This window comes from Acidovorax temperans (assembly GCF_028596105.1).
GTDB lineage: Bacteria > Pseudomonadota > Gammaproteobacteria > Burkholderiales > Burkholderiaceae_C > Acidovorax > Acidovorax temperans.
The window spans coordinates 4389798-4406550 of record NZ_CP117193.1 but is presented as its reverse complement, the minus strand read 5'-3'; the positions used below and the strand labels follow the sequence as shown (position 1 = coordinate 4406550).

The window sequence follows — 16753 nt, the reverse complement described above, 5'->3', positions numbered from 1 at the left end:
CGGCGGTGGCCATGTGTGCCGGGGTGGCCCAATGGCCCCGGCTGCAGGGTCAGAACCCGTGCCGCCCCCGGCGTGGGCGCTTGGGGCGGGCGCGGGCGGGCAGATCGGGCGCATCGCGGTGCAGGTCCCAGTGGGTGGTGTCGCGCGTTGGTGCCAGGTGCGTGCCCATGGTGTTGTCTGCGGCCATTTCCAGCGCCTGCACCATGCGCTCCAGCCGGTCGCCCAGGCTCTCTGTGCTCAGCCGCTCGCGAAAGCGCTCCACCATCAGCGGCAGGGCAAAGGGCGTGGGGCGTTCCAGCGTGTGCACGGACAGTTGCTGGCCCTTCATGCGTTGCAGGGTCTGGGCCAGGCGGTCCATGTCCAGTTCCTGCACCAGCAGCTCGGCGCGGGCCTGGGCCAGCAGCAGGTTGTCCGGGTCGTACTGCGCGAACACGTCGTAGTAAAGGGACGACGAGGCTTGCAATTGCCGGCTGCTGCGCTGCTCGCCCGGGTGGCTCTGGAAGATGAGCCCGGCGATGCGCGCAATTTCGCGAAAGCGCCTGCGCGCCATTTCAGTGGCGTTCAGGCTGGCCAGCACCTCGGCTTCCAGCCCTCCCTCCATTCCTTCCCCCAGCGTGCTGTGCGTGGCCGCGCCAATCAGGTGCGGCAGCAGCGCGGGCCAGTCCACTGGTTTGGCTGACAGCAGCTCCAGCCCGTAGTCGTTGACGGCAATCGAAAATGTGTTGGGCACCTGCTGCGAGGCCCTCCATGCCAGCAGGCCCGCCAGCCCCAGGTGCACCAGCCGCCCCGCCAGCGGGTACAGGTACAGGTGCCAGCCCTCGCGCGTGTGCAGCACCTCGGCCACCAGGCGGCTGGGTGTGGGCAGGGCCGACCACGCATCCTGCAACGCCAGCAAGGGCTGCGCGCAGCGCATCTCGGGCGATGCGAACACGCCGCGCTCGGCCTGCTCCAGCTGGCGCAGCATGGCATCGGCCAGCGTGTTCGACAGCGGCATGCGCCCGCCGTTCCAGCGCGGCAGCGCAGCGCTGCCTTTGGGGGCCGTGCGCACATAGGCCGTCATCTGCTGCGTGCGCACCAGCTCCAGCAGGCGGCCGGCAAACATGAACACATCGCCGGGCTTGAGGCGCGCGATGAAGCTCTCTTCCACCGAGCCCAGCTTCCCGCCACTGACGAACTGCACCTGCATGCTCGCATCGCTCACGATGGTGCCGATGTTGCTGCGATGCCGCCGCGCCAGCCGCGCATCGGGCATGCGCCACACGCCGTCTTCGTCGGGCACCACGCGGTGAAAGTCGGGGTAGTTGGCCAGTGATGCGCCGCCCTGGCGCACGAACTGCAGCGCCCATTGCCAGTCGTTGTCGGCCAGCGTGGCGTAGGCTGGGGCACGGCGCACCTCGGCCAGCAGGGCATCGGGCACAAAACCTCCGCCGAGTGCGATGGTCACCAGGTGCTGTACCAGCACATCCAGCGGCGCGCGGGGCGTGTGGCGGTCTTCAATGCGGCCTTCGGCCAGCGCCTGGCGGGCAGCGGCGGCCTCCACCAGTTCCAGGCTGTGCGTGGGCACCAGCGTGATGCTGCTGGTGCGCCCCGGCGCGTGGCCGGATCGGCCCGCGCGCTGCACCAGCCGCGCCACGCCTTTGGCCGAGCCGATCTGCAGCACCTGCTCCACCGGCAAAAAGTCCACGCCCAGGTCCAGGCTCGATGTGCACACCACGGCTTTCAACGTGCCAGCCTTCAGCCCCGCCTCCACCCAGCCGCGCACCTCGCCGCTGAGCGAGCCGTGGTGCAGGGCAATGGCGCCCGCCCAGTCGGGCCGCGCCTCCAGCAATGCCTGGTACCAGCGCTCGGCCTGCGAGCGGGTGTTAGTAAAAACAAGCGTCGATGCGCTGGCCTCGATGGACTGCACCACCTGCGGCAGCAGCGACAGGCCCATGTGCCCGGCCCAGGCAAAACGCTCCACGCGTGCGGGCAGCAGCACCTGCACCTGCAGTGCTTTGTCGATGCGGCCCTGCACCAGCAGCGGCTTGGCGCGGCGCGGCGCACGCGGGGGCAGGGTGGGCACCAGGGTGGCCAGTGCTTCGGGCAGGTTGCCCAGCGTGGCCGACATGCCCCACACCAGCAGGCGCGGGTTCCAGCCCGACAGGCGCGCCAGCGCCAGTTGCACCTGCACGCCGCGTTTGTTGCCCACCAGCTCGTGCCATTCGTCCACCACCACCAGTTGTACGTGGGCCAAGTGCTCGTGCGCGTCGGCGCGGGCCAGCAGCAGCGACATGCTTTCGGGTGTGGTCACCAGCACGGTGGGCAGGCGCCGGTCTTGCGCGGCGCGCTCGCCGCTGGCGGTGTCGCCGGTGCGCAGGCCGCTGGTCCAGTGCGGGGCCAGGTCGGGCAGGGGCTCTTGCAGGGCGCGCAGCGAATCTGCCGCCAGCGCGCGCATGGGCGTAATCCACAGCACCGTGAGGGATGGGGCCTTGATTGCTTCTTTTTTAGGAGCTGCTTGCGCAATATCTACGGGCGCTAGAGCCGAAAAATGCTCCAAAGCGCCGAGCCACACGGCGTACGTCTTGCCCGCGCCGGTGGTGGCGTGCAGCAGGCCCGAGCGGCCCTCGGCCATGGCCTGCCACACCTGTTGCTGGAAGGCAAACGGCTGCCAGCCCCGCGCGGCCATCCAGCGCTTTGCGGCCCCTTCGCTCATGCGCTGCTTTCTGGCAGCAGCGCGGCCAGCGTCTGCAAGGTGTCGGCCTCGGCCACGGGTTTGTCTTGCCGCCAGCGCAGCATGCGCGGAAAGCGCACGGCAATGCCGCTTTTGTGGCGCGGGCTCTTCGCAATGCCTTCAAAGCCCAGCTCGAAGACTTGCGTGGCCTCCACGCTGCGCACGGGGCCAAAGCTCTCGCGCGTGGTCTTGCGGATGATGGCGTCCACCTGCGCAATCTCGGCGTCCGTCAGGCCCGAGTACGCCTTGGCAAAGGGCACCAGTTGCCGGTTGGCGTCGTCGGGCGGGCCGTTCCACACGGCAAAGGTGTAGTCGGTGTACAGGCTCGCGCGCCGCCCGTGGCCGCGCTGGGCATAGATGAGCACCGCGTCCACGCTCATGGGTTCGATCTTCCACTTCCACCACACGCCCACGTCTTTGGTGCGGCCCACGCCGTAGTGCGCATCGCGGTGCTTGAGCATGAAGCCTTCGGTGCCCAGGCTGCGCGCGGCCTCGCGCTGGCGGGCCAGGTCTTGCCAGTCAGCGCCTCGCAGCAGCGGGCTCGGGCGCAGCGCAACCGCAGGGGTTTCGCCGATGGTGGTGGAGGGCGGCTGCAGCAAGGCCTCCAGATGCGCTCGCCGGGCTTGCTGGGGCTGCTCGCGCACATCGTGCCCTGCGTGCTCCAGCAGGTCATACGCCACCAGCACCACGGGCAGTTCGCGCAGCAGCTTGGGCGTCAGCGTCTTGCGGCCCAGGCGCTTTTGCAGGTCGGCAAAGGGGCGCGGGGCGGGTTCGCCGGGCAGCCACACGAGGATTTCGCCGTCGATCACCGTGCCGTCGGGAAGGCTTTGCAGCGCGGCGCTGGCCAGTTCCGGGAAGCGGTCGGTCACCAGTTCTTCGCCACGCGACCACACCCACACGGCCCCGGCACGCCGCACGATCTGCGCGCGGATGCCGTCCCACTTCCATTTCACCTGCCAGTCCTCCACCGGACCCAGCAGTGCGGGCATGTCGGCCACTGGCTGGCTGAACGGGTGCGCCAGAAAGAAGGGGTAAGGGTGACCGGCAGCGCCATCGGTGGCTTGGCCTGCATCGCCTTCGGCCGGTGCCACCAGTGCGGCGTAGTCGGCGGCCTGCGGCTGGCGGCCGATTTGCGTGTAGCCCATCAGCCGGTGGGCGATGCGCTTGGCGTCCAGCCCGCTCACGGTGGCCAGTGCCTGCGTGACCTGCAGGCGCGACACCCCCACCCGGAAGTTGCCGGTGATGAGCTTGAAGTACACCAACCGCTGCTCGGGTGCCAGCCGGTTCCACTGCGCGCGCAGGTGGGCGTCTGCTTCATCGGGCGGCAGGGAGCGCAGTGGCAGCAGCTGCGCCATCCACTCGGCCAGCGGCACATCAGCGGGCTCGTCGGGCGGGGGCAGCAGCAGGGCGATGGTTTCGGCCAGGTCGCCCACGGCCTCGTAGCTTTCGTCAAACAGCCATTCGGGCAGGCCGGCGGCCTCTTGCGCCAGGGCTTTGAGGCGTTTGGTCGGCACCATCTGGCGCGGCTTGCCGCCCGCCAGAAAGTACACGGCCCAGGCCGCATCGCCGGGTGCCGCCACGCGCAGGTAGGCCACCAGGGCGGCCAGCTTGGCCGACTGGGCGGTGGTGGCATCCAGCGCCTGGAAGAGGGCGGCGAATTGCTTCATGGCGCGGCCTCGGCGGCGGAGGCGCTGGCCGGCTGCTCGGCCGCAGCGCCCGTGTCGTCTTCGTTGTCGTCCCCACCGTACTCGGTGGCGAACACCTGCGCATCCAGCCCTTGTTCGCACAGCCAGCGCACCATCACGTCGGTGCTGCCGTGGGTGACGATGATGCGCTCTGCCCCCGTGGCGCCAATGGCCTTTTGCAGGCCGGGCCAGTCGGCGTGGTCGCTCATCACAAAGCCGCGGTCCACGCCCCGGCGGCGGCGCGCACCGCGCACCAGCATCCAGCCGCTGGCAAATGCGTCGGAATGTTCGCCAAACCGCTTGAGCCAGGGCGTGCCCGCAGCCGAGGGCGGGGCCAGCACCAGGGCGCGGCGCAGGTCGGCCTTGGTGAGTTGCGGGTCTGTTACGCGGTGCGTGGGCGGCAGGGGCACACCGGCTGCGCGGTACACGGCGTTGAGCGGCTCCACCGCGCCGTGAACCACGATGGGGCCAATGCTGCTGTCCACCCCGTGCAGCAGGCGCTGTGCTTTGCCAAACGCATAGGCGTAGAGCACGCTGGCCTTGCCTGCCGCCGCATTCGCGGCCCACCAGGCGTTGATATCGGCAAACAGCACGGGCTGCGCTGGCCAGCGGTAGATGGGCAGGCCGAAGGTGGATTCGGTGATGAAGGTGTGGCAGCGCACGGGCTCAAACGGGGGGCAGGTGCCGTCGTCTTCGAGCTTGTAGTCGCCCGAGGCCACCCACACCTGGCCTTCGTGTTCGATGCGCACCTGGGCCGAGCCCAGCACATGCCCGGCCGGGTGCAGCGACACCGTCACACCCTGGTGCGTGATGGCTTCGCCGTAGGCCAGGGTCTGCAGGGTGATGTCTGCGCCCAGCCGGTTGCGCAACGTGCCCGCGCTGTCGGTGTGGGCCAGGTAATGGGCCGAACCGCGCCGGGCGTGGTCCGAATGCGCGTGGGTGAGCACGGCGCGTTCCACCGGCCGCCAGGGGTCGATGTAGAAATCACCCGCTGGGCAGTACAGCCCCTCTGGGCGCAGGACGACAAGATCGTTGGGCATGGTGACGGGGCGCAGCGCGCAGCCGCGCGGGGCATGGCCGGGCAAGGCTGCAACCGGCCAGGCCATCGTAGCCGCCGCTGCGCCGCCGCGTGTGGGCCAGCGCCGATTCTTGGTGAAGGTGCGCGGATATGTACGCGAACAGGTACGCGCACAGCCCCCGTGGGTCCCTCGCTTGCCTCAGGCGGGGGAGGGAGTCTGGTTCGCGGCGTTTATTGGCTGTCAGCGGCCGAGGCAGCGGCTTCCGTGCGCTGCGTGGCTTCGGCCAGGCCAGCCTTGATCTTTTCGGCCTGCGCGGTGGCCTGCTTGGCTTGCTCGGCCTGCAACTTGGTGGCCGTGACGGCGGTGGTGGCCACCTCGGCCCCGCAGGCGGTGAGCACGCCGCACAGAAGGACCAGGAAAGCGCTGCGGTGCAAGCTCAGGGGGGTCATTCGTAACTCCGTGGAAAAAAGCGGTGTGGATCGTGCTGGAGATTTTTGCTACTGTTTTAATAGCTGGTTGCGCAATCAGGATAAGCGCTACAGGGTGTTTTGGTGCATAAGCCCTGCACGCCGCTCGCCCTGCGCTGTGCAGTGTAGCCGGGGCCGCAGCGCAGCGGTGGCGCCTACCCCAGCGTGGGTTTGCGTGCAATCAGCTACCGGACCAAGACACACTCTTGCCACACTGGGCGTGCAGGGGCTTGGGCGCCGGGGCGGGCTGCCGCATATTCAGCGTTCCTTTCATTCAACCCTCCTTACCAAGGAATTGAGGCTATGCAATTCAAGCGCTCTGTGCTGGCGGCGGCCACCGTTGCCCTGGCAGCCAGTGTTCTGCCCGCCATGGCAAAACCGTTCAAGTGGGCTGGTTCCAGAGATATCCAGACCATGGACATCCACTCGCAAAACAGTGCCCTGGGCAACGGCATCCACGGCGCGGTGTACGAGTCGCTGGTCATGTTCAACAGCCGCACGCTGAAGGTGGAACCGGTGCTGGCCACCTCGTGGCAGCAGGTCAGCCCCACGCAGATGCGCTTCAAGCTGCGCCAGGGCGTGAAGTTCAGCGACGGCTCGGCCATGACGGCCGATGACGTGGTCTATTCGCTGCAACGCGCGATGAGCAAGACCTCCACCTACGCCATCTACACCCAGGGTATGGACCGCATTGCCAAGGTGGATGGCGAAACCATCGACATCTTCTTGAAGAACCCCAACCCCGTGCTGCTCAACCAGCTGACCGAGCTGCGTATTATGAGCAAGGCCTGGGCCGAGAAGCACAACTCGATGGAGCCCAAGGACATCAAGGGCAAGGAAGAAACCTACTCCCACCGCCACGCCATGGGTACCGGCCCGTTTGTGCTCAAGGAATGGGTGCCCGACCAGAAGATCGTCTTCACCGCCAACCCGCACTGGTGGAACGCGGGCAAGACCGAAGGCAACGTCACCGAAATCACCTACACCCCCATCAAGTCCGAAGCCACGCGCATTGCCGCGCTGCTCTCGGGCGAGGTGGACATGGTGCGCGACACCAGCATCCAGGACCTGGCGCGCATCAAGGCCAACCCCCAGCTGAAGGTGATGGAGATGGTGGAAAACCGCACCGTGTACCTGGCGCTGGACCAGTTCCGCGACGAGCTGCCCGGCAGCAACATCAAGGGCAAGAACCCGCTCAAGGACCTGCGCGTGCGCAAGGCGCTGTACCAGGCCATCGACACCGCCGCGCTGCAGCGCGTGACGATGCGGGGGCTGTCCAAACCCACCGGCGCCATCGTCTCGCCCCTGGTCAACGGCTGGACAGAAGCCGTGGACAAGCGCCTGCCTTTCGACGCCAATGCCGCCAAGGCACTGTTGGCCGAGGCGGGCTACAAAGACGGCTTTGAGGTGGACTTTGCCTGCAGCAACAACGCCATCATCCAGGACGAAGAGCTGTGCCAGGCCATCACCTCGATGTGGTCGCGCATCGGCGTCAAGGCCAAGCTGCGCACGCTGCCCGCCGTCACCTACTACCCCATGGCCCAGCGGCACGAGGCCAGTATTGCGCTGCTGAGCTGGGGCGTGCCCACGTTTGATGCGCTGTACACCCTGCAGTCGCTGGCGCGCACCAAGGCCACCGGTGCCGATGGCAGCTACAACCTGGGCCGCTACAGCAACCAGCGCATGGACTACATCGTGGACCGCGTGAAGACCGAAACCGACCTGCCCGTGCGCAACCGCCTGCTCACCGAAGGCCTGCAACTGCACAACGACGAGGTGGTTCACATCCCGCTGCACAACCAGATGCTGGCCTGGGCCATGAAGAAAAACGTGGAGCTGGTGCAGCGGCCGGACAACCGCATTGACTGGCGGCTTATCAAAGTGAACTGAGGCTGTAGTCCACGCAGCCTTTGCGGCGTGCGCTGCCCCGACCAGCGCACCCGTGGAACCGGCTCTGCCGGGCCACCGGGTGCGTCCCCTTGGGGGGAAGGCGCCGAAGGCGACTCAGGGGGGCTCTCAATACTCTGGCTGCAGCATGATGATCGCCATGCCTGCCAGCGCCACCAGCACCCCCGCCACATCCCACGCAGTGGGGCGGATGCCGTCCACCGCCCACAGCCAGGCCAGCGCCACCCCGATGTACACCCCGCCATAGGCCGCATACACGCGGCCCGCGCCAGCGGTGTCGTGCAGGGTGAGCAGCCAGGCAAACAGCGCCAGGCTGGCCGCCGCTGGCAGCAGCAGCCACACCGGCTTGCCCTGCTTGAGCCACAGCCAGGGCAGGTAGCAGCCGACGATTTCGGCCAGGGCCGTGGCGATGAAAAGCAGCAAGGTCTTCATGGAGGAACAGGGGGAGCAGGGAGCGCGTGGAGAGAGGGGGCTGCGCTGCGCACCCGCAGCGCAGGCTCAGCGGCGCGCTTTTTTGGTTTTGTACATCAGCGAATCGCCCTCGCTGATCAAGGCGCCGATCGTGTGGTGGCGCTTCGGGTCGAACTCTACCAACCCGTAGGAGAACGAAATGTCGTAGCCCCGCGCTTCGGCTTCGTTGGTGGCGTCCAGCGCCTGCTGCAGGCGTGCCATGGCGCTTTCGGCCGCTGCTTCGCTGTGGTTGGTGAGCAGCACCAGAAACTCGTCACCCCCGAGCCGCGCCACCACGTCCGAGCCACGGAATGCCTTCATCAGATGCTGCGCAAACGTGACCAGCACCCAGTCGCCCTCGGCATGGCCCAGCTGGTCGTTCACCTGTTTGAGGTGGTCCAGGTCAATGAACACCAGCGCCGCCGGTATGTTCTGGCGCGTGCACAACTGCAGGCTGTGTTGGGCCAGCATCATGAAACCCCGGCGGTTGGACAGGCCGGTGAGTTCGTCCACCGTGGCCCACTCGATGGCGGAAAACTCCCGCTCCACCATCAGGGCCAGGTCCACCAGCATCTCCACGTCTTCGTCGCTGAAGGCGCGGGGCTTGGAGTCGATGATGCACAGCGTGCCCAGCTTGCGCCCGCCGGGGCCGCGCAGGGGGCAGCCCGCATAGAACCGCACATGCGGTGGGCCGGCGACCATGGGGTTGTCGCAAAAGCGCTCGTCTTGCAGCGCATCGGGGATGACAAAGGCGCCGTCGCCCAGGATGGCGTGGCCGCAAAAAGAGATATCGCGCGGCGTCTCGCTCAGCTCCATGCCCGCGCAGGATTTGAACCACTGGCGGTTTTCGTCCACCAGGCTGACCAGCGCAACGTCCACCCCGAACAAGCGCCTGGCCATGCGCGTGAGGCGGTCAAACCGCTCCTCGGCGATGGTGTCCAGCACATTGAGTGAGCGCAACTCCGCCAGGCGAGCATCCTCATCCGGCGGGATATCGGGGGTTTTCAAGGCAGTTCCTCCTGGCCCAGACTGTAACGCGTGTGCGCCAAAAGCGCATGTCCTGGGCTACGCGACAGCAGGGTTGATGGGCAGAGTGCGCACCCGCCATCAGCCTTGCAGAAAAATAGGCCTCTAGCGCTTGCTGGATAAGCGCTACCAGCTATCAAATCAGGAGTGAAAGCGGGGTGGCAGCGGCCCTGTGGTCACAGCGCAAAGATTTTCCCGGGGTTCAGGATGTTCTTCGGGTCCAGCGCGCGCTTGATGGCGCGCATCATGTCCACCGCGCCTGCGCCGGCTTCGTCCAGCAAAAAGCCCATCTTGTGCACGCCCACACCATGCTCGCCGGTGCAGGTGCCGCCCATGGAAAGGGCCCGGGCCACCAGCTTGTGGTTCAGGGCTTCGGCGGTGACGCGTTCTTCGGGGATATTCGGGTCCAGCAGGTAGCCGAAGTGGAAGTTGCCGTCGCCCACATGGCCCACCAGGAAGTAGGGCAGGCCGCTGGCCTCGGCCTCGTCCACCGATTCGAGCAGGCAGTCGGCCAGGCGGCTGATGGGCACGCAGGTGTCGGTGCTGATGGCTTTGCAGCCGGGGCGGCTTTGCACGGCGGCAAAGTAGGCGTTGTGCCGCGCCGTCCACAGCCGGGTGCGCTCTTCGGGGGTGCTGGCCCATTCAAAGGCATTGCCGCCAAATTCGCTGGCGATGTCCTGCACGGTTTCGGCCTGCTCCTTCACGCTGGCGGGCGAGCCGTGGAACTCCATCAGCAGCATGGGTTCCTCGCGCAGGTTGAGCTTGCTGTGGGCGTTGACCATGCGCACGCTGTGGCGGTCGATCAGCTCCACGCGCGCAATCGGCACGCCCAGCTGAATGATCTGGATGGTGGTGCGCACGGCCGCTTCAATGCTGGGGAAGGAGCAGATGGCGGCGCTCACTGCTTCAGGCAGCGGGTACAGGCGCACCGTCACTTCGGTGATCACGCCCAGCGTGCCTTCGCTGCCCACCATCAGGCGCGTGAGGTCGTAGCCCGCGCTGCTCTTCTTGGCGCGGGTGCCGGTGCGGATGATTTCGCCGCTGGCCGTGACCACTTCCAGCGCCAGCACGTTCTCGCGCATGGTGCCGTAGCGCACGGCGTTGGTGCCGCTGGCGCGCGTGGCGCACATGCCGCCAATGCTGGCGTCGGCGCCGGGGTCGATGGGGAAGAACAGGCCGGTGTCCTTGATGGCCTCGTTCAATTGCTTGCGCGTGATGCCCGGCTGCACCGTCACCGTGAGGTCATCTGCGTTGATGCTGAGCACCCGGTTCATGCGGCTCACGTCGATGCTGATGCCGCCCTGCACGGCCAGCAGGTGGCCTTCGAGCGAGGAACCCGCGCCGTACGGAATCACCGGCACTTCGTACTGGCTGGCCAGCTTGACGGCATCGGCCACATCCTGGGTGCTTTCAGCAAACACCACGGCGCTGGGCGGGGGCGCCTGCAGCGAGCCTTCGTCGCGCCCGTGCTGTTCGCGCACGGCCTGGGCGGTGGAGCACTGCGCGCCGAAGCGGGCCTGCAGCGCATCAATGAGCGCCTGGGGCACGTCGCGCAGTTGGATTTGCGGGAGCAGGTGGGCAGCGGCGGTGGGGGCGTTCATGGGCTTGTCTCCTGGAGGGCAATGAAATGATTCTAGGACGCTTGCCTCATAGCGGCTGAACGCATGTCTTTCAGCGCCACGCTGGTCTGTGCTGCGGGGAGTAGAGCTCGCAACCGCTCTGGGCATGGGTGTGCACAGGCATGGTGTGCCAGTGTGGTGCATCCAGCTTGTATACCAGTTGGCACGGAACCTGCGTAAGTGCAGGCAATGACCACCGCCAACGACATCAGCAACCGCATCATGGAAGCCGTGATGGCCCAGAAGCTCGCCCCCGGCTCACGCCTGGGCGAGCAGCAACTGGCCATGCTGTTTGACTGCAGCCGAACCATCGTGCGCGAGGCGCTGACCCGGCTGTCCACGCGCGGCATCGTCACCGTGAGTGCGCGGCGTGGCTGGTATGTGGTGGAACCCTCTGAACACGAAGCACGCGAGGCCTTTGAGGCCCGCCGGGTGATTGAGCTGGGCCTGTTGCACCAGCTCAAGGCCAAGGCGCTGGACAAGGCCGCGTTGCGCCAGCTCAAGCTGCACCTGCAACGCGAAAAGGCCGCCCTGGCAGGCACCGATGTGGGGCTGCGCACCTACCTGCTGGGCGACTTTCATGTGTGCCTGGCCGAATGCCTGGGCAATGCCCTGCTGGCCGACACGCTGCGCGACTTCACGGCGCGCACCACGCTGATTGCGATGCTCTACCAGTCATCGCACGATGCAGCGCAGAGCTGCGAGGACCATGTGCGCATTGTCGAAGCGCTGGAGGCCGGGGACATTGCCCGCGCCGAGTTGCTGATGGCCGAGCACATCGGCACCGTGCAGGCTGCCTTGCGCCTGCAAGCCAGCACCGACCCGCTGGCTGGCCTGCGCGATGCGCTGGCACCGGTGGGTCCTGTGGCGTCTGTTTCTTCCGCTGCCTCGGCACAGTCTGCGCCTGATATGCCCGGCAAGCCTGCCGCAACGGCTACACCCGCCAAGCGCCGCAGCCGCACCCGTTCACCCTCCCGTTCCACCCCTTCGCCGTCGGACGACGGTTCTGCCTACCTAGGAGCCTTGCTATGACTGCCTCGCTGAGTTTTTCTGCTTCTGTCCGCCTGGGCGCACGCCGCCGCACCCTGGCCCTGCTGGCCGCTGCCGGTGTGGGTGCTGCGCTGCTGGCCCCTGCCGCCCACGCCCAGAACGCGCTGGACAACATCCTGAAAGCCAAAGAGATCAAGATCGCCATCCCCACCGACTACCCGCCCTACGGCTTTGTCGGCACCGACCTCAAGCCCCAGGGCCTGGACGTGGAAATGGCGAACCTCATTGCCGCCAAGCTGGGTGTGAAGGTCGAGCTGATCCCCGTCACCAGCGCCAACCGCATTCCTTACCTGCAAACGCAAAAGGCCGATTTGGTCATCTCCACCCTGGGCAAGAACCCTGAGCGTGAGAAGGTGATCGACTTCACTGCCGCCTACGCCCCGTTCTTTCAGGCCGTGTTTGCGAGCAAGAGTCTCAACATCAAGAGCTTTGCCGACCTGACGGGCAAGACCGTGGCCGTGACGCGCGGCGCCATGGAAGACCAGGAGCTGGCCAAGGTGGCCCCCGCTGGCGTGGACGTGAAGCGCTTTGAAGACCATGCCGCCAGCATCTCGGCCTTTGTGTCGGGCCAGACGCAGGCCATTGCCACCAGCGCTTCTACCGCCGGCACCATCATGGTGAAGAACCCCAACCTGCAGACCGAGTTCAAGCTGCTGCTCAAAGACAGCCCCAACTTCATCGGCGTGGCCAAGGGCGAAGACAAGCTGCGCACCCGCGTGAACGAGATCATTGCCGAGGCCAAGAAGGCCGGTGACCTGGACAAGCTGTCGAACAAGTGGCTGGGCCGCCCTGCGGGCGACCTGCCCCAGTAAGCAGGCACGACGATTCCCATCCATTGCACAGGGCTGCTGCGTGACAAGCGTCGCAGGGTTTGCCCACCATGCTGATTCAACTGGACTTTTCTGCCGTGCTGGCCTCGTGGCCGCTGCTGGTGCGCGGCGTGGTGTGGACCATTGGCCTCACCATCGTGGGCACCGTGCTGGGCCTGCTGCTGGGCACGGCCTGCGCATGGGCGCGCGCTCGCAACCTGGGTCACCGGCCCACCGCGCTGCGCTGGGCCGTGGCCAGCTATGTGGAGCTGGTGCGCAACACGCCCTTCATCGTGCAGCTGTTCTTCCTTTTCTTTGGCCTGCCTGCGCTCGGGCTCAAGCTCTCGCCCGAGTTCGCCTCAGTGCTGGCCATGGTCATCAACCTGGGCGCGTATTCCGCCGAGATCATCCGCGCAGGCATTGAGGCCACGCCCCGTGGCCAGATCGAAGCCGCGCACAGTCTGGCGCTCACGCCCGGCCAGACCTTCCGGCGCGTGGTGCTGCCGCCCGCGCTGCAAAAGGTGTGGCCCGCCATGGTCAGCCAGATCATCATCGTGATGCTGGGCTCTGCCGTGTGCGGACAGATCTCCACGCCCGAGCTGAGCTATGCCGCCAACCTGATTTCGAGCAACACCTTCCGCGCGTTTGAGGCGTTCATCCTGGCCACGGCCGTGTACCTGTTGCTGTCAATGGCCACCCGCCGCCTGCTGATGTGGATGGGTGCACGTTTTCTGGTGGGGAGATAAGCCATGGTGGAGTTTTCAATATGGGACATCCTGCGCAACCTGCTGATGGCGGCGCGCTGGACGGTCACCCTCTCTCTCATCGCCTTCATCGGCGGCGGCCTGGTGGGCCTCATGCTGCTGGTGGCGCGCCTGTCCAAGGTGCGCGGCGTGGAGCGTGCCGTGGGCGCGTATGTGCAGGTGTTCCAGGGCACGCCGCTGCTCATGCAGCTGTTCCTGGCGTACTTTGGTATTGCGCTGTTCGGCATCAAGACCTCGCCGTGGACGGCGGCGGCCGTGGCGCTCACGCTCTATACCAGTGCCTACCTCACCGAGATCTGGCGCGGCTGCGTAGCGTCTATCCCCAAAGGCCAGTGGGAGGCGGCGCAGAGCCTGGCGCTGAACTTTGCCGAGCAACTGCGCCATGTGGTGCTACCCCAGGCACTGCGCATTGCGGTGCCGCCCACGGTGGGCTTTCTGGTGCAGGTCATCAAGGGCACGGCGCTGGCCTCGGTGATCGGCTTTGTGGAGCTGACCAAGGCAGGCAGCATGATCTCCAACGCCACGTTCCAGCCCTTCCTCGTCTACGCCTGTGTGGCGCTGTTGTACTTTGCCCTGTGCTTCCCCGTGAGCCTGGTGGCGCAATCGCTTGAAAGGAAACTCCATGCCAACCGCCGTTGAAGCCACACCTGCCGCCGCCGCTGCTCCCGCGCATCCGCACGATGGCATCCTGGTCGGCCCACCGCCCATCGTTGACATCACCGCGCTGCGCAAGTCCTACGGCACCAACGAGGTGCTCAAGGGCATCGACATGAAGGTGGCGCGCGGTGAGGTCATCTGCATCATCGGCAAGAGTGGCTCGGGCAAGAGCACGCTGCTGCGCTGCGTGAACGGGCTGGAGGAGTTTCAGGAAGGCGCCTTGAGCGTGAACGGCAAGAAGTTGCTGCACGATAACCCCGCCGCCATGCGTGAGCTGCGCCAGCAGGTGGGCATGATCTTCCAGAGCTTCAACCTCTTTCCGCACCTCTCGGTGGGGCGCAACATCATGCTCGCGCCCACGCTGGTGAAGACGTGCAGCGCGCAAGAGGCTGAGGCCCAGGCGCGCAAGCTGCTGCAGCGCGTGGGCCTGGCCGAAAAGTTTGACGCCATGCCCGACCAGCTCTCGGGCGGGCAGCAGCAGCGCGTGGCCATTGCACGCGCCCTGGCCATGGAGCCGCAGGTGCTGCTGTGCGACGAGATCACCTCGGCGCTGGATCCTGAGCTGGTGGGCGAGGTGCTGCGCGTGGTTGAGTCGTTGGCGCAAGAGGGCATGACGCTGATGATGGTCACCCACGAAATGGCGTTTGCCCGCAAGGTGAGCGACCGCGTGATCTTCATGCACCAGGCGCGTGCACGAGGAAGGCACGCCTACGCAGCTGTTTGGCAGCCCGCAGACGCCCGAGCTGCAGCAGTTTTTATCTTCATTGCACGACTGAGCGCGGGCATTGCTGTCGATGTGCCGCCAGTGCAAAAAAAGCCCGGACGTCCACCACCGTCCGGGCTGTTTCATGAATGGGCATGGGCAGCGCACATGCCCGCGTGATCAGGGCTAGGAGCCTGTTGAATTCGGAAATCGTCGGCGGCACATTGACCTCAGCGGTCCATTTTGGCTTCGCCGCTCCAAGCCGTACAGGCTCCTAGGTCATGACTTGAGTGCGGCTTCGAACTCTTCGCGCGAGAGCATCTTGTCCTGGTTCTTGTCCAGCGCCTCGAAGCGCTCGCCAATCGCCGGGAAGGTCGATGCCTCCTGGGGGCTGAGCATGCCGTTGCGGTCGGTATCGGCGCGATCAAAAGCCGCCGCTGCGCTGCTGGTGGTGGTCTTGCCGCCGCCAAAGGTGGCCTGGGGTGCGGCGGGGTTGCTGCTGGCAGGCCCGATGACGGACTTGGAGGCTTGGGACGGGCTGCTGGTGCTGCCGCTTTGCGCCTGCACGGCGCCTGCGGTGCCAAACGTCAGGGCGGCAAACAGCAAGACGCTGCTGGCTTCGAAATGGTGTGCCCAGGTGCGAGCGTGGGCGGGTGCAGTTCGTTGCGTCGTCTTCATGGATGCAGAGCTCCGGAAAGTTGAACAAGCCTGCATTGCAGCGCAGCATGGGCATGCAGGCCAGCACTTTTGCCGGCTGTTGCCCCCACCAACATTTGCCAGCGCCGTGTAACGGGTTCTGCGGCGGTGTGTGGTGGGCGTGTGAGTCCTTGTGACGAGGGATTGATGCTAAATTGGCCTGCAGCGCATGCTGGATAAGCGCAGGCAGCTATCAATAGCGTAGCAACATGGTTGGCGCCAAGGGCAGGGCCGCAGGGGCACAATCGGGCTTTCTTTCCACACCGGTGCTGCCATGACCCAAGCCCCCAAAGCCCTTCAAGCCCTCGCAGCCGTGGCTGTGCTCGTGGCAGCGGCCGCGTTGCTCAACCCGTCTGCCGAACGCCACCGCAGCCAGATTCAGAAAACCCTGGCCGAGCGCAGTCCGCTGGCGGGTGCCCTGGGCCTGGGTGCGCTGGCGGCGTTTGTGTCCAACTACCATTCGTTGGGCGTGGCGTCGTACACGAGCATCCGGGGGCGCACCGTGTCCGTCGGCTTCATGGGCATGGTGTTCGTGCTCGATTCGCACCAGGACCTGTGAGCCCGCCAGCGCCGCACTCTCATTCCCTACCCCCTTCAGGAGTTATTGCATGGGCAACCGCCTCACCGAAATTGCCACCCGCACCGGAGACGCCGGCACCACGGGCTTGGGCAACAACCAGCGGGTTTCCAAAAACAGCCTGCGCATCCACGCCATGGGCGATGTGGATGAGCTGAATTCGCACATCGGCCTGCTGCTGTGCGAGCCACTGCCCGAGGCTGTGCGCGAGCTGCTGGTGCAGGTGCAGCACCAGCTGTTCAACCTGGGCGGCGAGCTGTCGATTCCGGGCTTTGAACTGCTCAAGAAAGACGCCGTGCTGCAACTGGACGAGGCGCTGGAAGAGCACAACGCGGCCCTGCCGCGCCTGCGGGAGTTCATCCTGCCTGCAGGCACCCGCGCGGCGGCGCAGGCCCATGTCTGCCGCACCGTGGCCCGCAGGGCCGAGCGCGCCGTGGTGGCGCTGGGCAATGAAGAGACGCTCAACGATGCGCCGCGCCAGTACCTCAACCGCCTTTCCGACCTGATGTTTGTGCTGGCCCGCGTGCTCAACCGCATGAACGGCGGCGACGACGTGTACTGGAAAAGCGAGCGGCTGGCGCGGCAAGAGGCATCAGAATAATTCCGCAAATGC

Annotated in this window: 15 protein-coding genes and 1 pseudogene; 8 read left to right on the top strand and 8 right to left on the bottom strand. The window is 66.4% G+C overall.

The genetic code is table 11. The features are described 5' to 3' along the window. Nucleotides 1-49 precede the first annotated feature (49 nt). From PQV96_RS20665 to PQV96_RS20650, 4 genes are all read right to left on the bottom strand, one after another. Nucleotides 50-2692: a ligase-associated DNA damage response DEXH box helicase gene (locus PQV96_RS20665; RefSeq protein WP_273624096.1), complete on the bottom strand. Its 2643-nt coding sequence runs from the start codon at nucleotides 2690-2692 to the stop codon at nucleotides 50-52. Then, nucleotides 2689-4377, bottom strand: a complete 1689-nt coding sequence (locus PQV96_RS20660) for an ATP-dependent DNA ligase (RefSeq protein WP_273624095.1) — start codon at nucleotides 4375-4377, stop codon at nucleotides 2689-2691. The genes PQV96_RS20665 and PQV96_RS20660 overlap by 4 nt, the downstream gene beginning before the upstream one ends. Further along, entirely contained in the window at nucleotides 4374-5435 is a 1062-nt protein-coding gene (locus PQV96_RS20655; RefSeq protein ID WP_273625292.1) for a ligase-associated DNA damage response exonuclease, read from the bottom strand. The genes PQV96_RS20660 and PQV96_RS20655 overlap by 4 nt, the downstream gene beginning before the upstream one ends. Before the next feature lie 209 nt (nucleotides 5436-5644). Continuing rightward, complete coding sequence (locus PQV96_RS20650; RefSeq protein WP_066691191.1) at nucleotides 5645-5863, bottom strand: hypothetical protein; 219 nt, start codon at nucleotides 5861-5863, stop codon at nucleotides 5645-5647. Nucleotides 5864-6184: 321 nt separating this feature from the next. Between PQV96_RS20650 and PQV96_RS20645 the strand changes: the two genes are divergently transcribed. Then, nucleotides 6185-7771 carry an ABC transporter substrate-binding protein gene (locus PQV96_RS20645; RefSeq protein ID WP_273624094.1) on the top strand — a complete coding sequence of 529 codons (1587 nt, stop codon included), beginning with the start codon at nucleotides 6185-6187 and terminating at the stop codon, nucleotides 7769-7771. A 126-nt stretch (nucleotides 7772-7897) separates the two neighbouring features. On the opposite strand, the gene PQV96_RS20640 is transcribed toward PQV96_RS20645, so the two are convergent. The 3 genes from PQV96_RS20640 to PQV96_RS20630 form a co-directional block, all read right to left on the bottom strand. Beyond that, entirely contained in the window at nucleotides 7898-8221 is a 324-nt protein-coding gene (locus PQV96_RS20640; protein WP_273624093.1) for a YnfA family protein, read from the bottom strand. A 66-nt stretch (nucleotides 8222-8287) separates the two neighbouring features. After that, complete coding sequence (locus PQV96_RS20635) at nucleotides 8288-9247, bottom strand: GGDEF domain-containing protein (RefSeq protein ID WP_273624092.1); 960 nt, start codon at nucleotides 9245-9247, stop codon at nucleotides 8288-8290. A 194-nt stretch (nucleotides 9248-9441) separates the two neighbouring features. Continuing rightward, nucleotides 9442-10866, bottom strand: coding sequence for an FAD-binding oxidoreductase (locus PQV96_RS20630; RefSeq protein ID WP_273624091.1), 1425 nt, complete (start codon nucleotides 10864-10866; stop codon nucleotides 9442-9444). Nucleotides 10867-11073: 207 nt separating this feature from the next. On the opposite strand from PQV96_RS20630, the gene PQV96_RS20625 reads away from it, so the two are divergent. From PQV96_RS20625 to PQV96_RS20605, 5 genes and pseudogenes are all read left to right on the top strand, one after another. After that, the gene (locus PQV96_RS20625) at nucleotides 11074-11916 is read left to right on the top strand and encodes a GntR family transcriptional regulator (protein ID WP_273624090.1); all 843 of its coding nucleotides are present in this window, start codon (nucleotides 11074-11076) and stop codon (nucleotides 11914-11916) included. Next, complete coding sequence (locus PQV96_RS20620) at nucleotides 11913-12746, top strand: transporter substrate-binding domain-containing protein (RefSeq protein WP_273624089.1); 834 nt, start codon at nucleotides 11913-11915, stop codon at nucleotides 12744-12746. The genes PQV96_RS20625 and PQV96_RS20620 overlap by 4 nt, the downstream gene beginning before the upstream one ends. Before the next feature lie 68 nt (nucleotides 12747-12814). After that, a complete protein-coding gene (locus PQV96_RS20615) occupies nucleotides 12815-13489 on the top strand; it encodes an amino acid ABC transporter permease (RefSeq protein WP_273624088.1) in 675 nt (224 codons plus the stop codon). Nucleotides 13490-13492: 3 nt separating this feature from the next. Further along, nucleotides 13493-14146, top strand: a complete 654-nt coding sequence (locus PQV96_RS20610; protein ID WP_273624087.1) for an amino acid ABC transporter permease — start codon at nucleotides 13493-13495, stop codon at nucleotides 14144-14146. Continuing rightward, nucleotides 14130-14940, top strand: a pseudogene (locus PQV96_RS20605) (amino acid ABC transporter ATP-binding protein). Before PQV96_RS20610 ends, PQV96_RS20605 begins: the two are co-directional and overlap by 17 nt. 206 nt (nucleotides 14941-15146) lie before the next feature. On the opposite strand, the gene PQV96_RS20600 reads toward PQV96_RS20605, so the two are convergent. Continuing rightward, nucleotides 15147-15545, bottom strand: a complete 399-nt coding sequence (locus PQV96_RS20600; RefSeq protein ID WP_273624086.1) for an EF-hand domain-containing protein — start codon at nucleotides 15543-15545, stop codon at nucleotides 15147-15149. Between the two features lie 292 nt (nucleotides 15546-15837). On the opposite strand from PQV96_RS20600, the gene PQV96_RS20595 reads away from it, so the two are divergent. Together PQV96_RS20595 and PQV96_RS20590 are read left to right on the top strand one after the other, a co-directional pair. Beyond that, nucleotides 15838-16122: a hypothetical protein gene (locus PQV96_RS20595; RefSeq protein ID WP_273624085.1), complete on the top strand. Its 285-nt coding sequence runs from the start codon at nucleotides 15838-15840 to the stop codon at nucleotides 16120-16122. Nucleotides 16123-16171: 49 nt separating this feature from the next. Continuing rightward, nucleotides 16172-16741, top strand: coding sequence for a cob(I)yrinic acid a,c-diamide adenosyltransferase (locus PQV96_RS20590; RefSeq protein WP_273624084.1), 570 nt, complete (start codon nucleotides 16172-16174; stop codon nucleotides 16739-16741). The last annotated feature ends 12 nt before the right edge of the window (nucleotides 16742-16753 follow it).

Excerpts from the sequence above, each read along its gene's own strand:
- PQV96_RS20665 (WP_273624096.1), bottom strand. The coding sequence starts at position 2,692 with ATGAGCGAAGGGGCCGCAAAGCGCTGGATGGCCGCGCGGGGCTGGCAG.
- PQV96_RS20660 (WP_273624095.1), bottom strand. The coding sequence starts at position 4,377 with ATGAAGCAATTCGCCGCCCTCTTCCAGGCGCTGGATGCCACCACCGCC.
- PQV96_RS20655 (WP_273625292.1), bottom strand. The coding sequence starts at position 5,435 with ATGCCCAACGATCTTGTCGTCCTGCGCCCAGAGGGGCTGTACTGCCCA.
- PQV96_RS20650 (WP_066691191.1), bottom strand. The coding sequence starts at position 5,863 with ATGACCCCCCTGAGCTTGCACCGCAGCGCTTTCCTGGTCCTTCTGTGC.
- PQV96_RS20645 (WP_273624094.1), top strand. The coding sequence starts at position 6,185 with ATGCAATTCAAGCGCTCTGTGCTGGCGGCGGCCACCGTTGCCCTGGCA.
- PQV96_RS20640 (WP_273624093.1), bottom strand. The coding sequence starts at position 8,221 with ATGAAGACCTTGCTGCTTTTCATCGCCACGGCCCTGGCCGAAATCGTC.
- PQV96_RS20630 (WP_273624091.1), bottom strand. The coding sequence starts at position 10,866 with ATGAACGCCCCCACCGCCGCTGCCCACCTGCTCCCGCAAATCCAACTG.
- PQV96_RS20625 (WP_273624090.1), top strand. The coding sequence starts at position 11,074 with ATGACCACCGCCAACGACATCAGCAACCGCATCATGGAAGCCGTGATG.
- PQV96_RS20620 (WP_273624089.1), top strand. The coding sequence starts at position 11,913 with ATGACTGCCTCGCTGAGTTTTTCTGCTTCTGTCCGCCTGGGCGCACGC.
- PQV96_RS20615 (WP_273624088.1), top strand. The coding sequence starts at position 12,815 with ATGCTGATTCAACTGGACTTTTCTGCCGTGCTGGCCTCGTGGCCGCTG.
- PQV96_RS20610 (WP_273624087.1), top strand. The coding sequence starts at position 13,493 with ATGGTGGAGTTTTCAATATGGGACATCCTGCGCAACCTGCTGATGGCG.
- PQV96_RS20600 (WP_273624086.1), bottom strand. The coding sequence starts at position 15,545 with ATGAAGACGACGCAACGAACTGCACCCGCCCACGCTCGCACCTGGGCA.
- PQV96_RS20595 (WP_273624085.1), top strand. The coding sequence starts at position 15,838 with ATGACCCAAGCCCCCAAAGCCCTTCAAGCCCTCGCAGCCGTGGCTGTG.
- PQV96_RS20590 (WP_273624084.1), top strand. The coding sequence starts at position 16,172 with ATGGGCAACCGCCTCACCGAAATTGCCACCCGCACCGGAGACGCCGGC.